General features: G+C 53.0%; 13 protein-coding genes. 6 read left to right on the plus strand and 7 right to left on the minus strand.

The features are described from left to right. Positions 1–27: 27 nt before the first annotated feature. Positions 28–1,011, minus strand: a complete 984-nt coding sequence (ebgR, locus tag HV314_RS03255; RefSeq protein WP_016154595.1) for a transcriptional regulator EbgR — start codon at positions 1,009–1,011, stop codon at positions 28–30. Positions 1,012–1,220: 209 nt separating this feature from the next. Between ebgR and HV314_RS03260 the strand changes: the two genes are divergently transcribed. Next, entirely contained in the window at positions 1,221–1,553 is a 333-nt protein-coding gene (locus HV314_RS03260) for a tRNA-binding protein (protein ID WP_181547309.1), read from the plus strand. A 90-nt stretch (positions 1,554–1,643) separates the two neighbouring features. On the opposite strand, the gene ygjG is transcribed toward HV314_RS03260, so the two are convergent. Next, positions 1,644–3,023, minus strand: a complete 1,380-nt coding sequence (gene ygjG, locus HV314_RS03265) for a putrescine aminotransferase (protein ID WP_049259762.1) — start codon at positions 3,021–3,023, stop codon at positions 1,644–1,646. A gap of 430 nt (positions 3,024–3,453) precedes the next feature. Here ygjG and HV314_RS03270 point away from each other — a divergent pair, with 430 nt between their 5' ends. Beyond that, on the plus strand, positions 3,454–4,974 hold the full coding sequence (locus HV314_RS03270) for a methyl-accepting chemotaxis protein (protein ID WP_181547311.1): 1,521 nt from the start codon (positions 3,454–3,456) through the stop codon (positions 4,972–4,974). Positions 4,975–5,027: 53 nt separating this feature from the next. Here HV314_RS03270 and HV314_RS03275 read toward each other — a convergent pair whose 3' ends face one another. Beyond that, positions 5,028–5,702 (minus strand): PadR family transcriptional regulator, encoded by a 675-nt coding sequence (locus HV314_RS03275; RefSeq protein WP_181547313.1) that lies wholly within the window; start codon positions 5,700–5,702, stop codon positions 5,028–5,030. Positions 5,703–5,937: 235 nt separating this feature from the next. Between HV314_RS03275 and HV314_RS03280 the strand changes: the two genes are divergently transcribed. Then, positions 5,938–6,711: a siderophore-interacting protein gene (locus tag HV314_RS03280; RefSeq protein WP_181547315.1), complete on the plus strand. Its 774-nt coding sequence runs from the start codon at positions 5,938–5,940 to the stop codon at positions 6,709–6,711. Here the strand turns inward: HV314_RS03280 and HV314_RS03285 are convergent, their stop codons facing one another. Next, entirely contained in the window at positions 6,712–7,560 is an 849-nt protein-coding gene (locus tag HV314_RS03285; RefSeq protein WP_047358672.1) for a helix-turn-helix domain-containing protein, read from the minus strand. A gap of 67 nt (positions 7,561–7,627) precedes the next feature. Between HV314_RS03285 and cfa the strand changes: the two genes are divergently transcribed. Next, positions 7,628–8,782, plus strand: a complete 1,155-nt coding sequence (cfa, locus tag HV314_RS03290) for a cyclopropane fatty acyl phospholipid synthase (RefSeq protein WP_019077741.1) — start codon at positions 7,628–7,630, stop codon at positions 8,780–8,782. Between the two features lie 65 nt (positions 8,783–8,847). Here cfa and HV314_RS03295 read toward each other — a convergent pair whose 3' ends face one another. Continuing rightward, positions 8,848–10,506: a glycerone kinase gene (locus HV314_RS03295; protein ID WP_153689993.1), complete on the minus strand. Its 1,659-nt coding sequence runs from the start codon at positions 10,504–10,506 to the stop codon at positions 8,848–8,850. Positions 10,507–11,068: 562 nt separating this feature from the next. Here HV314_RS03295 and HV314_RS03300 point away from each other — a divergent pair. Together HV314_RS03300 and dhaR are read left to right on the plus strand one after the other, a co-directional pair. Then, positions 11,069–12,166, plus strand: a complete 1,098-nt coding sequence (locus HV314_RS03300; protein ID WP_016154586.1) for a glycerol dehydrogenase — start codon at positions 11,069–11,071, stop codon at positions 12,164–12,166. 92 nt (positions 12,167–12,258) lie between these two features. After that, the gene (gene dhaR / locus HV314_RS03305; protein WP_016154585.1) at positions 12,259–14,184 is read left to right on the plus strand and encodes a dihydroxyacetone kinase operon transcriptional regulator DhaR; all 1,926 of its coding nucleotides are present in this window, start codon (positions 12,259–12,261) and stop codon (positions 14,182–14,184) included. Here the strand turns inward: dhaR and HV314_RS03310 are convergent. After that, positions 14,162–14,692 (minus strand): cob(I)yrinic acid a,c-diamide adenosyltransferase, encoded by a 531-nt coding sequence (locus HV314_RS03310; RefSeq protein WP_049268728.1) that lies wholly within the window; start codon positions 14,690–14,692, stop codon positions 14,162–14,164. The genes dhaR and HV314_RS03310 overlap by 23 nt on opposite strands. Further along, positions 14,693–15,046 carry a glycerol dehydratase reactivase beta/small subunit family protein gene (locus HV314_RS03315; RefSeq protein WP_181547317.1) on the minus strand — a complete coding sequence of 118 codons (354 nt, stop codon included), beginning with the start codon at positions 15,044–15,046 and terminating at the stop codon, positions 14,693–14,695. Positions 15,047–15,051: the final 5 nt, after the last annotated feature.

Below are 15,051 nucleotides of genomic sequence, written 5' to 3' on the forward strand. Positions count from 1 at the left end.
AGAAACCGGGCGTGTTTACTGGGGATTTTAGCGGGTGGTGCCGCGCAGTTTCAGCTTGCTGGGAACAAAAACCAGCAGAGGAAGCGCACGCCCATCGCGGGCTTTCTCAAACAGCAGGTTGACGCCCTGACTGCCCATCATTTCTGAATGGATGCGAACGGTGGAAAGCGGAGGAAAAGTGAAGCGCGCTGTCGGGATATCATTAACGCTAATCAGCGAAATGTCCTGCGGAATGTTCAGGCCACGCTCGTGAATGGCGCGCAGAACGCCAATAGCAATCGAGTCTGAAGCCACAAACAGGGCACCGGGATAGTCGGCTTTCGCCAGCATTTTTTTGGCCAGTTCATACCCTGATGAACTGGAGAAACCGCCGCGATAGATGTCCTGTTCAGAAACGACCTGCTGCAGACGACCGTATTCGACAAACGCGGCTTCACGGATATCTGCCTTGCCGGGTTCGTCTTCACCGCCGATGAAGCCAATGCGAGTGACGCCCTGGGCGATGAAGTAGTCGATACTCTCTTTACTGATGCGGGCCAGATCGATATCGACGGCGTCATATTCGCTGCCGGGTTCATGGAAATCGATAAAGCAGATGTTGTCGGTAAGCGCTGTTGCCGCATTACGCAAAGTCGGAGAAGGCTTGCCGACAATAAGAATGCCGGTAATGTTTTTGCTCTCCGGCAGCCCACTGTGCTCATAGCAGTTGGTCAGTTCGATCCCCAGCTTCTCACACTGGGTTTCTATTCCGTGACGGATCGCGAGATAGTAAGGATCGTTGATTTCCAAATCCTGCTGGTAGCTGTAGAGCGCCAGAATATGCTGGGGGCCGAGCGCGCTGGTCTGGTTTTTACGAGCACTGCTGGTTTTGTACTCCAGTTTTTCCGCGATCTCCAGAATGCGATGCTTGGTCTCTTCTTTTACATTCAGCGTGGGGTCATCGTTTAAAACCCGGGACACTGTCGCCAGGGACACGCCAGCTTCGATTGCGATGTCTTTAAGTGTTGCCATGTTTGCCTTTTCCCTGAGTTACCTGCGCATTGTAAATGAAGTGCTTATCTATTCATCTGTTTTCAGTAAAAAAAGTACGTTTAATTGACATGCCTGGGGTAAAACTGGGCTTTCAGAGTGTGATGACTACGTCATTTTCCCGCTTTTGAGAACCATGCCAAGAAAATATTTTGCTAGTATTTAGTAAAATTTTACCAAAGGAGAACACAATGGATACCGTCGCATTTGCTGATTTTTCCCGAATGGAAATACGTGTTGGAAAAATCGCACAGGTAAAGCGCCATGACAATGCTGATAAGCTGTATATCGTGCAGGTGGATGTGGGAGAGCGTACGCTGCAAACCGTGACCAGCCTGGTGCCTTATTACAGCGAAGAGGAATTGATGGGGAAAACGGTGGTGGTGCTGTGTAATCTGCAAAAGGCCAAAATGCGCGGGGAAACGTCAGAATGCATGTTGCTGTGCGCTGAGACGGACGATGGCAGCGAAAGCGTGCTGCTGACGCCAGAACGCCTTATGCCAGCGGGTGTGCGGATTGTTTAAGTTGTGCTAATTGCCGGATGGCGGCTACGCTTTTCTCCGACCTACATTTGATCCCGTAAGCCTGAGATGCGCAGCGCCATCCGACCTGTATTACACCTGCTCCACGCTCACCCGTAATGCTGCCAGGGCTTTGCGCGTCGATCGCAATACCAGATCGCATTGCTCGATCGTTAACGTTAACGGCGGTTCGATACGGATCGTCTTTGCATTGTTTAGCGTGCCGGCAACCAGTACCCGCTGGCGGAACATCTCACTGGCAAAGTTGTAGCCGATTTCATTATCGACAAACTCAATTGCCATCAGCATGCCTTTACCGCGTACATCATGCACCAGGTCTGGGTACTCCCGCGCAAGCTGGCGGAAACCATCCAGCAACATATCGCCTTTCTGCTCCGCCTGAGCCGGTAAATTTTGCTCCAGCAGGACGTTTATGGTGGCTAACGCAGCCGCACAAGCGAGCGGGTTGCCGCCAAACGTGGTGGTATGCAAGAAGGGATTGTCGAACAGAACGGAAAACACCTCTTCAGTGGCAATAGTTGCGCCAATTGGCATCACGCCGCCGCCCAGCGCCTTGGCCAGACACATAATGTCGGGCTGCACGTTTTCGTGCTCGCAGGCGAACATTTTGCCGGTACGACCCATGCCGGTCTGTACTTCATCAAGGATCATCAGCGCGCCAAACTCATCGCAAAGTTTACGCACGGCGGGCAAATACCCTTGCGGTGGCAGGATCACGCCCCCTTCACCCTGGATAGGTTCGAGGATCACGGCTGCGACGTCGTCACCAGTCTTTTTACACTCGCTGAGCATGGTGCGCATCGCGTTAATATCGCCAAACGGTACATGGCGGAAACCTGGCAGCAGCGGCATAAAGGGTTTGCGGAAGGTTGATTTAGCCGTGGCGGACAGTGCTCCCAATGATTTGCCGTGGAATGCGCCGCTGGTGGCAATGAACGTAAATTTACCGCGCGGCGATTGATACGCTTTCGCCAGCTTCAGAGCGGCTTCAACCGACTCGGTCCCGCTGTTACAGAAAAAACTGTATTTCAGTTTACCTGGCGCCAGCGCGGCGAGGGTTTTTGCCAGCATGGCCCGCAGAGGGTCAAGTAGCTCCTGGCTGTGCAGAGGTTGTTTCGCGAGTTGATTCTGTACGGCGGAAACCACGACTGGATTACGGTGCCCCACGTTGAAAATTCCAAATCCACCCAGGCAATCGACGAACTCCTGCCCCTGGGTGTCGACAAGCGTATTCAGGCTTCCCGCTTGCCACTCTACGGCTCCGTAATCCCCGCCTGCAGTTACAGATTTTCGATACTCTAAGAACCCCGGATTGACATGCTCCTTGAAGTATTCAATCACCTCTCGGTTTAATGATTTCATTTCCTCATGATCAAGCGTGCGCTTTTCGATGAGATTCAGTGCGTGTGCGCTGCAGGCCAGGGCCGATGCGCTGGAAGGTAACCTGTTCAAAATATGCTCCCGGAGCTCGCGTATCACATGATACTGATTTAAGTATTGCAGTGATTGCGCCATTCCGGCGCGCTTAGCAAAAATCGGGATAAACACCAGGAAACATCTCATTCACGCAACATTTAATGCTGATGTTTAACATTTGCTGGCATTTTGCCCAGGTTAAGACCGCGAAAACAGATCGGAAAAGCACTTTTCTGCGCTAAAAGTGAGCAATATTTGCACTGTGACGGTGCGTTGGTAGACGTGTAGTTGAATAGTTACTCAATGAAAGTATTTTAAATCAATGGATTAGAATGCGTACAGATTTTGAGGTTTAATCGCAAATTGCGATCTAAATCAAATTTAACAACTAAAGATAAAAAAATTATCGCCGAAATAACATAAGCCGAAAGAGTTAACAACCAGATAACCTGCACAGGACGCAATCATGTCTTCTCATCCCTACGTTAGTCAGCAAAATACACCGCTGGATGATGATATCACCCTCATGTCGACCACCGATTTACAAAGCTATATCACCCACGCGAACGATACTTTTGTCCAGGTCAGTGGCTATCAATTGAATGAATTGCTCGATAAGCCGCACAATCTGGTTCGTCATCCGGATATGCCAAAAGCGGCGTTTGCGGATATGTGGTACACCCTGAAACAGGGCGAGCCATGGAGCGGGATTGTGAAAAACCGGCGTAAGAATGGCGATCACTACTGGGTAAGGGCCAATGCGGTGCCGATGGTGCGGGAAGGTCGTGTCACCGGATATATGTCGATTCGTACCCGGGCCACTGACGAGGAGATTGCGGCGGTAGAGCCTTTATATAAAGCACTGAATGAAGGGCGTTGCAACCGACGTATCCATAAAGGACTGGTGGTACGCAAAGGCTGGCTGGGTAAACTCCCGGCGCTGCCGATTCGCTGGCGAGTGCGCAGCGTAATGGCAATTATGTTTATCGTACTGGCGGCCGCATTGCAGCAAATGGGCGCCGAATGGCCGTTACTGCTGATAAGCGCGCTGGTGATTATGTTGGGAACGGCTATTTTCGAATGGCAGATTGTGCGTCCTATTGAGAATGTCGCTCGTCAGGCGCTAAAAGTGGCGACCGGTGAACGAAACAGCGTGTCGCATCTTAACCGCAGTGATGAACTGGGCCTGATGCTGCGAGCGGTTGGGCAACTGGGGCTAATGTGCCGTTGGCTCATCCATGATGTCTCCAGTCAGGTGAGCTGTGTGCGCAGTGACAGCGAAACGCTGGCGAAAGGCAGCGATGATTTAAACAAGCATACGCAGCAGACCGTAGAGAACGTGCAGGAAACGGTGACCACTATGAATCAGATGGCGGCATCGGTGAAGCAAAACTCAGAGACCGCCGCCGCGGCCGACAAGCTCTCCATTGCAGCCAGCAGCGCGGCGACGCACGGCGGCGAGGCGATGGATACCGTCATCAAAACTATGGATGATATCGCCAACAGCACCCAGCGGATCGGCACCATTACCACGCTGATTAACGATATTGCTTTCCAGACTAATATTCTGGCCCTGAACGCCGCTGTTGAAGCCGCACGGGCGGGTGAGCAGGGGAAAGGGTTCGCCGTGGTGGCGGGAGAAGTGCGTCATCTTGCCAGCCGCAGCGCCAGTGCAGCCAATGATATCCGCAAGCTGATTGATGCCAGCGCCGATAAGGTGCAGTCCGGATCTGACCAGGTTCACGCCGCAGGGCGCACGATGGATGATATTGTGGCGCAGGTGCAAAACGTGACGCAGTTGATCGCCCAAATCAGTCACTCAACGCTGGAACAGTCAGATGGTCTTTCGAGCCTGACTCGCGCAGTGAATGAATTAAGCAATATTACGCAGAAAAACGCCGAGCTGGTTGAAGAGAGCGCCCAGATTTCCGCGATGGTGAAACATCGCGCTGGTCGTCTGGAAGATGCAGTCACGGTGCTGCATTAATATTAACGATAAAGGCGGAACGCAGGGTGAACGCGTTCCGCCTGCTCTGTAGATTAATCCAGTTGAGTAATATCCAGCGCAGCGCGATCGATAATACCGATGATTTTTTTGATCTGCGCATCGCTGGTATCACCATGATTGACCCGCAGGTCCAGCACGGCTTTGAAGTTCTCCAGCGCGCGTTTCATCTGCGGGTTCTTGCGTAATTCAAAACCCACGCAGCGGGCTTTAATACGTTCGTGGATATGTTCCAGATGCTCACGGTTTTCATCCAGCCACAGCTGGCCCTGGGTTGTGATCGCTATCTGTTTACGCCCGCCTTCCTCGTCGCTGATGGTGATCAGCTCTTGATCCTGCAAGAAATCCAGCGTCGGATAGACGACGCCCGGACTCGGGGTATAGTTGCCCTGAGTCAGGGTTTCAATCGCTTTAATCAGCTCATAGCCGTGGCTGGCGTCGCGGGTCAGGATATCCAGAATGACCAGGCGTAATTCTCCGTGACCGAAGAAGCGCTGGCGACGACCGCCGCCGCGACCGTGGCGGTGTCCACAACCCTGTTCGTGGTGATGTTCTTTGTTGCAGCCTTCATGGCGATGTTCTTCACCTTTGCAGCAACCTGCATGGTGTTCGTTGTGGCGGCCTTCGTGGTGATGTCCTTCACCCTTGCAGCAGCCTTCGTGTTGGTGCTCTGTATGCTTGCAGCAACCTTCATGATGGTTTTGCATCATCGTCTCCTGATGTGTTTTAGATATATCTAATTTATATCTAAATATCATTTTTGCGCAAGGCTATAAAATGTTTTTTATTTAAATTGATGATTTTTATCTTTTTTTAAAGGTGTGTGTTAGCCGTTTAGTCAGAAAGCGACTATATCAAAAAAGTGCTTGCAATCTTTCTGATTAGCAATCATTATCATTTAAAAATTAAATTAGATATATCGTATTATCTTCCGAAGGCGAAAAAATGACAAAAAACACCTCACGCTACCCGCAGCGCGTTCGCAATGAACTGCGTTTTCGGGAACTTACCGTCCTGCGCGTCGAACGTATTAGCGCGGGCTTTCAGCGCATTGTACTGGGCGGTGACGCTCTGGATGGTTTTAGCTCACACGGCTTTGACGACCATACCAAGGTCTTTTTCCCTGAACCGGGCAGCCACTTTGTGCCGCCGGTTGTCACCGATGAAGGTATTGTCTGGGCTGACGGCGTGCGTCCGATATCCCGTGATTACACGCCGTTGTATGACGAAGCACGCCATGAGCTGGCACTGGATTTCTATATTCATGACGGTGGCGTGGCAAGTACGTGGGCGATGAATGCCCGCGAGGGTGACAAGCTGACGGTAGGCGGACCGCGCGGTTCTTTGGTGGTGCCAGAGGACTATGCGTATCAGGTTTACGTGTGTGATGAATCGGGAATGCCTGCGCTGCGCCGACGCATGGAGTCGCTCAGCCGTTTAGCGGTACGTCCGAACGTCACGGCGCTGGTAAGCGTGCAGGATGCCGCGTACCAGGACTATTTTGCCCATCTCGACGGATTTACTATTCAGTGGTTTATCGGCCATGACGAGCAGGCGGTGAATGAACACTTATCGCGGCTAAGCGTGCCCGCAGATGATTATTACATCTGGATTACCGGCGAAGGTAAGGTGGTCAAAAACCTGAGTGCTCGCTTTGAAAGCGAGGCGTTCGATCAGCAACTTGTTCGCGCAGCGGCTTACTGGCATCAGCGTCGTTAATCAGTAATTAGATGGCGGAACGCCAAACGCCTGGCGGAATGCGTAGCTAAATGCCGCGGTGCTTGAATACCCTACGTCGAGCGCCACGGCGGTCACGCTTTTATTTTTCTTCAGCATTAATACGGATTCCAGAATACGCATTTTTTGCTTCCAGACGCTGAAAGGCAATCCGGTTTCTTTTTTGAAATGGCGTGAAAAGGTACGGGCAGACATACCCAGATGCTGCGCCCAGTATTCAACCGAATGCTCCAGCGCCGGGGATTCTTGTATTGTTCGGCAAACTTTGGTTAATTCGCGATCCTGCGGCCAGGGTAATACAAAAGCGACTTCCGGAAGCTGCAGAATAATGTCGACCAGGACGCTAACCAGCTTGCCCTCTTTTGACTGGCTATCATAATGGCCCGAAATTAAATTCGTGGCGTAATGAATAAACTCTCTGGCGAAATCACTGATAGCCACCACTTTACATTCATTGATGCTCTCTTCAAGAAAGCTCGGTTTAATATCCAGATTCTCTAAATACACATCATCCAATGCCCAAACCGCATGCTCCGTATTATTCGGGATCCAGATGCCATAATGCGCCGGGATTATCCAGCACTTGCCGGCAACATCAATACGCATACTGCCTTTGCGGGCGAAATGAAACTGCATAAAAGAGTGTGAATGCTGTGGAACATGATGATTGGCTTCCAGGACATACGAGCGAAAGTAAACATCCTGCGGCAGTTCCGTCATGGAGTTATCCGGGAAGGAGTTCCACTGTTTTTGCACGAGAGTTTCCATAAATAGATCGTCAATGCTCCCGATGGTGTGTCCGCTGCTCGATAGATCTTGTCCGCGGATCATAATACATACACTCTTTTTTCCATAATAATCTTGCGTAAGAATTTTTAGCCCACCTTTGGTAAATACCATGAACTCGCTTTGTTCAGATGCTGTCATCGTCAATGAAACAAATGATAACTGGACCCGAATGGGAAAAGAGCTGCTTTCGCAAGCGGATATCAGGATTAATGGCTCCCGTGCCTGGGACATTCAACTTCATCATGCCGGTTTCTTTAAACGGGTACTGCAACAAGGCTCGTTAGGGCTTGGCGAAAGCTATATGGAAGGCTGGTGGGACTGCGAGCGGCTCGATATTCTGTTCTGCAAAATCCTGAAAGCAAAACTTGACCAGCAGATGCCGGGTAACCTGAAAGATATTTTACGTATTGCCAGCGCACGCCTGTTTAATTTGCAGTCGCGGAGCCGCGCGTGGATTGTCGGCAAAGAACATTATGATATTGGTAACGATCTCTTTGCGCTGATGCTTGATCCGCATATGCAATATTCCTGCGCTTACTGGAAAGACGCGACCACATTAGACGATGCGCAAAATGCCAAATTAAAAATGATCTGTGAGAAGCTACAACTTAAACCGGGCATGCGTTTACTCGATATTGGTTGTGGCTGGGGCGGGCTGGCGGAATATGCGGCGCGTCATTATGGCGTGGCGGTGGAAGGCGTCACCATTTCTAAAGAGCAGCAAAAAATGGCGCAGCAGCGCTGTGAAGGACTGGACGTTAAGATTCTGCTGCAGGATTATCGCGACCTCGATAAACACTACGATCGCATTGTCTCCGTGGGGATGTTTGAACACGTCGGGCCAAAAAACTACGACACCTATTTCAGCATCGCCGACCGTTGTTTAAAACCGGACGGACTGTTCCTGCTACACACCATTGGTAGCAATAAAAAAGGGATGAGCGTCGATCCGTGGATCAATAAATACATTTTCCCGAACGGCTGCTTACCGGCGATCTCCCATATTGCCGAAGCCAGCGAATCACGGTTTGTGATGGAAGACTGGCATAACTTTGGCAGCGATTACGATAAAACGCTGATGGCGTGGCACGAGCGCTTTAATCAAGCGTGGCCGGAGCTGTCATCACGTTATTCCGCCACCTTCAGAAGAATGTTTAACTACTATTTATGCGCCTGCGCCGGGGCTTTCCGCGCCAGAGATATTGAACTTTGGCAGGTGCTGTTTAGTCGCGGCGTAGAGGGCGGGATCCGCGTTTATCGTTAACGTTCTGCCTGATAAGCGAAGCGCCATCAGGCAGTAAATACCTGAGAAGCGCTCCTTGTTACATCTTAGCCCAGCTCACTCTCCGCTAGCGCTTTAAACACCATCGCTACGGCGTGCGCGCCGGGGTCCATGTTTCCGAGCAGGCTTTCGCTGCTCAGATACGATGCGCGACCCGCATTGGCTTTGCTCGACAAACAGGTTCGTTCGGCTCCCGCTTGCGCGGCGTCGAATGCGGCCTGCAGATTTTTCGGCTGTGTGAGCAGCGAAGTCAGGGCCGGTTGCAGCGCATCAATCATCGTGCGATCGCCTTCGTCTGCGCCGCCGTAGAACTTCATCTGCGCCAGCCCCGTATTTAGCGCTTCGACAACGTTAGCGCCCTGTTCCAGTTTCTGCCCGGCGGCGGTAAAGAAGATTGACATCAGCACACCGCTGGAACCGCCCATCACCACGGTCAGACGTTCGCCAATCAGCGCGAACAGCGTGGCAAGGTTATCCAGCGGCAGCTGCTGGCGATGCAGCAGGCTGGCAATTTCACGCGCGCCGGCGGCAAAGGTCGAACCGGTATCGCCATCGCCGACTTTGGCGTCCAGCGCATTCAGATGAGTCTCCAGATCGGAAAGGGTTGCGGTGACCAGCTCCACAATCCCGGCCACCAGGGCGTTTGCCGAAGGCTGGAATTCCACGCGGGCGCTACGCTGAGATGACGCTACGCAGCTGATTTCACGCGGTGGGACCGGCGTCGGCCAGTTGCTGGTTTCCACTTCGGTGAGCAGTGCTTTTTCGATGCTCTCTTCCAGCACGATGGCCGTCAGTGAGAAGCCTTTCATATCCAGCGCGGTGACCAGCGAGGCCGGGCCAATTAGCCAGTCGATACGCGAGTGCAGCGGGCTGCTGGCGAGTTCGCGGGTGATGATGGCCATTTCGGCCACGGAAACGCCGCCAAGATTATTAATCATCACCGCCAGACGACCGGTTTCAGGCAGGGCGGCCAGCAGTTTATCCACCATCAGGTTCACCACTTGCGCACTGTTTTGGGTGTCGATAACCGATGCGCCTGGTTCGCCGTGAATGCCCATACCCAGCTCCGCATGACCCGGATGATGACGAGGGGCTGCGTCGGTTTCTTGCGGCAGATGACAGCTGGAAAGGGCTACGCCCAGGCTAAAGGTGTTGCTGGCTGCGTACTGCGCTTCACGCAGGACGGTGGCGAGGTTATAGCCGCGTTCGGCAAAATAGCCTGCGATTTTATGCACCAGGATAGTTCCCGCAATGCCACGTGGGTGTTTGTTATCCGGCAGGGAGATGTCGTCGCCGACAATCAGCATTTCAACGTTATAGCCAAGGCGACGCGCCTTCTCGGCGGCGAGACCGAAATTAAGACGGTCACCGGTGTAGTTTTTCACAATCAACAAACAGCCAGCCTCACCGGTCACCGCCTGAATCGCGGTCAGTACAGCATCCACGCTCGGGGAGGCGAAAACGTCGCCGCAGACCGCAGCGGTTAGCATGCCTTTACCGATAAACCCAACGTGCGCGGGTTCGTGTCCCGAACCGCCGCCGGAAATGACCGCTACGTTATTTTTATTAAGGTCACGACGGACCACGATGCGAATGGCCGGATCGCTTTCCAGACGCGCCAGGTTATTCCATGGGCTGGCGATAATCGCCCCGTCGATGACGTCGCTCACGAGATGGGTGCGTTGGTTAAAAAAGAATTGAGACATAACGGCTCCTCGAGGTTGAGTGAAAGACAAACCCCCGAATGTAGGATCATGGTGCGGAGGCAATGAAGAGATTCTGGCGAAGTCAGCGTGGAAAAAAACAACGCTAAAATGAGTTTCATTACGGAACGCTGACGCTGTTTTTTGTTCCGAAATGAAACTTAAAAAAGCGGGGAATGATCATAATGCGAGCTCGCTCGACTTTTTTCTCCTGCGATCAGCGCCGCTCATACGGCGCAGCCAGCCTTTTTTTTGCCGGTTTTAATGCAACTGCATGAGTAAAAGAGGAACTGAGCTTCGTGTTTGCCGGAGATTTGGGGGTAAATGAACGGATCGGGATCGCAAACCTTATCATTTTTGTGGATAAGCGTTCCAGAATGGAACGTGCGTCGTTTTTATCTGTTTCATATCAGAACAAAATGACGAAAGATTTTTTTGTTCACACCTCGCCATACAGTTATTGCATCGCTCCGGTACCTCCTGTTTTTGCCGACAGCAACAGGCCAAACAGGTTAACGCCAGGGCTCACCATGTAAAAACATGTACTTATTTGAGGATGAAAGGAATGCTAAAAGTTATTCAATCTCCAGCCAAATATCTCCAGGGCCCTGACGCTTCCACCTTATTTGGTCAATACGCTAAAAATCTGGCGGACAGCTTTTTCGTGATTGCGGATGACTTCGTGATGAAGCTGGCGGGAGAGAAGGTACTCAATGGCCTGCACAGCCACGACATTAGCTGCCACGCGGAACGCTTCAACGGTGAATGCAGCCATATTGAAATTAATCGCCTGATTGCCATTCTGAAACAGCACGGTTGCCGCGGCGTGGTTGGGATTGGCGGCGGGAAAACGTTGGATACCGCCAAAGCGATTGGTTACTACCAGAAGCTACCGGTGGTGGTGATCCCGACTATCGCCTCTACCGATGCGCCAACCAGCGCGCTGTCCGTTATCTATACCGAAGCCGGTGAGTTTGAAGAGTATCTGATCTACCCGAAAAACCCGGATATGGTGGTGATGGACACCGCAATCATTGCCAAAGCGCCGGTACGCCTGCTGGTGGCCGGGATGGGCGATGCGCTCTCAACCTGGTTTGAAGCGAAAGCCTGTTATGACGCCAGAGCGACCAGCATGGCGGGCGGACAGTCCACCGTAGCGGCGTTGAGCCTGGCGCGCCTGTGCTATGATACCCTGCTGGCGGAAGGCGAAAAGGCACGCTTTGCCGCGCAGGCTGGCGTGGTGACTGATGCGCTGGAGCGTATTGTCGAAGCGAACACTTACCTCAGCGGCATCGGCTTTGAAAGCAGCGGTCTTGCAGGGGCGCATGCTATCCACAACGGTTTTACGATTCTGGAAGAGTGTCACCATTTGTACCACGGTGAAAAAGTCGCCTTTGGCACGCTGGCGCAGCTGGTGCTGCAAAACAGCCCGATGGAAGAGATCGAAACCGTGCTGAATTTCTGTCAGAAAGTAGGCCTGCCGGTAACGTTAGCGGAAATGGGCGTGAAAGACGACATTGACGGCAAGATCATGGCCGTGGCCAAAGCGACCTGCGCGGAAGGTGAAACCATCCACAATATGCCGTTCCCGGTGACGCCTGAGAGCGTACATGCCGCGATTCTGACGGCAGACCTGCTGGGACAGCAGTGGCTGGCGCGTTAATCAGTCGTCGGCAAGTTTTTATCCGGCATCTTCTCCCCCCTCTGACAGTCTCTGCCGGAGGGGTTGTCTATGGTAAAACAGCGGAAAGGGATATGACGACGCACACTCAGGACATTGGGAAGGAAGTCTCTTCTGTCATTGCCCAGTCATGGCATCGTTGCAGCAAGTTTATGCAGCGGGAAACCTGGCAGGCGCCGCATCAGGCGCAGGGCCTGACCTTTGAGTCGATCTGTCGTCGCAAAACTGCGCTGCTGACGATTGCTCAGGCCGCGCTGGAAGATGCCTGGGAGTTTATGGACGGCCGTCCGTGCGCGTTGCTAATTCTGGATGAATCAGCCTGTATTCTCAGCCGTTGCGGCGATCCGCAGACGGTGGAGCAACTGGCGGAGCTCGGTTTTCGCGACGGCAGCTACTGTGCAGAAAGCATTATTGGCAGTTGCGCGTTGTCGCTGGCGACGATGCCGGGGCAGCCGACAAAAACCTCTGGCGATCAACACTTTAAACAGGCGTTGCATCCGTGGTCGTTCTGCTCTACGCCAGTATTCGATAACCATGGTCGACTGTTTGGCTCCATCTCGCTGTGCTGTCTGGTAGAGCATGAGTGCGTTTCTGATTTATCCCTGACGCTGGCGATTGCCAGAGAAGTCGGCAACTCATTGCTGACTGACAGCCTGCTGGCTGAATCCAACCGCCATCTGAACCAGATGTACGGGCTGCTGGAGAGTATGGATGATGGCGTGATGGCCTGGAACGAACAGGGCGTATTGCAGTTCCTCAATGCGCGCGCGGCGCTGCTTTTGCATCTCGACGCGCAGGCCAGCCAGGGGAAGAATATTAACGACCTGCTCAATCTCCCCATGCTGCTGCGTCGGGCGATCAAACATGCCCGCGGCCTGAATCATGTCGAAGTCACCTTTGAAAGCCAGCACCAGTTTGTTGATGCCGTCATCACCCTGAAACCGATTGTTGAAGAGCAGGGCAACAGCTTTATCCTGCTGCTGCATCCGGTGGAGCAAATGCGTCAACTGATGACCAGCCAGCTCGGCAAGGTGAGCCACACCTTTGAGCAGATGTCGACAGACGATCCAGAAACCCGACGTTTGATCCACTTTGGTCGTCAGGCGGCGAGGGGAAGTTTCCCGATCCTGCTGTGCGGGGAAGAGGGCGTCGGTAAAGAGCTATTGAGTCAGGCCATTCACAATGAAAGCGAACGCGCCAGCGGGCCGTATATCGCCGTGAACTGCCAGCTGTATGCCAACAGCGTACTGGGGCAGGATTTTATGGGCAGTGCGCCCACTGATGATGAAAACGGGCGGCTGAGCCGTCTTGAACTGGCGAACGGCGGCACGCTGTTTCTGGAAAAAATTGAATATCTGGCGCCGGAGTTACAATCCGCGCTGCTGCAGGTGATCAAGCAGGGCGTTTTAACCCGCCTGGATGCCCGGCGGCTGATTCCGGTGGATGTCAAAGTGATCGCCACCACCACGGTTGATCTCGCGAATCTGGTGGAGCAAAACCGCTTTAGCCGTCAGTTGTATTACGCGCTGCACTCTTTTGAGATCGTTATCCCGCCGCTGAGGGCGCGGCGTAACAGTATTCCATCGCTGATTTATACGCGGTTGAATAGCCTGAAAAAACGCTTTTCATCCAGCCTGAAGATCGACGACGACGCGTTGGCACAACTGGTGGCCTATTCGTGGCCGGGTAATGATTTTGAGCTGAACAGCATTATTGAAAATATCGCCATCAGCAGTGATAACGGCCATATTCGGCTGAGCAATCTGCCGGATTATCTGTTTGCCGAACGCCCTGGTCTGGAGACGGCATCTTCACTGCTGCCCGCCAGCCTGACCTTTACCGCCATCGAGAAAGAGGCGATTATCCATGCCGCCCGCGTGACCAGTGGGCGTGTTCAGGAGATGTCGCAACTGCTGAATATTGGTCGCACCACCCTGTGGCGTAAGATGAAGCAGTACGACATCGATGCCAGCCAGTTTAAGCGCAAACATCTGGAGTAGTTTCTTCGATTCTGGCCATCGAGAACAGCGCATCCGACAGCCGGTTGATATAACGCCTGGCCTCATCGCGTAACGTCAGCGTTCTGCCCATCGCGATGAGGATCCGCTCCAGCCGACGCGTCAGGGTTCGCGCAACGTGCAGTTGTGCCGATGCCTGATTTTTCCCCGGAATAACAAACTCTTTGAGCGGGCCGCTTTGCGCCATATTGCGGTCAATAAGCTGCTCCAGCGCCTGAATATCCTCTTCGCCAATACGCTGTTTTAAGCGTGTGAGTCCTTTCTGATCGCTGGCGAGTTCCGCCCCCAGTACGAACAGCATCTTCTGCATAGCGTGCAATTCCTGGCGTAGCTCGGCCTGGCGCGTGCTGGCATAGCAGACGCCAAGCTGGGAAATCAGTTCATCCACCGTGCCGTAGGCCTCAACGCGGATGTCGTCTTTATCGATACGACTGCCGCCAAACAGCGCGGTCGTGCCGTTATCGCCGGTTCGGGTATAGATGCGGTACATTTATTTTATCTCGCTGAAGGGAAGAACTTTAACCAGTTGACCGGCATTGGCGCCGAGCGTGCGGATCTGTGCTGTCCCGGCGCGGGTATGCCCGCAGACCAGCGCCCGATCCTCGGGCAACTGGGCATGGGTTAAGGCAATATCTCCGGTGGCGTTGAGACCGAGACCCACGCGCAGCGCCGAACTTTTGGCCGCCAGTTTGCCGAGCGCCAGCGCGCAGTCATGATCGTCGCAACAGATTGCCCGGCAGGGAACGCCTTGCTCTTCCAGCCCCCAACACAGCTCATCAAGCACGCGAGTACCCTGCCAGCATGAGTGATAAAACAGGTGTACGCCCGGTGATGAAAGTGACATTGCGC

The sequence above is a fragment of the Citrobacter sp. RHBSTW-00887 genome (assembly GCF_013728095.1).
Classification (GTDB): Bacteria; Pseudomonadota; Gammaproteobacteria; order Enterobacterales; family Enterobacteriaceae; genus Citrobacter; species Citrobacter braakii.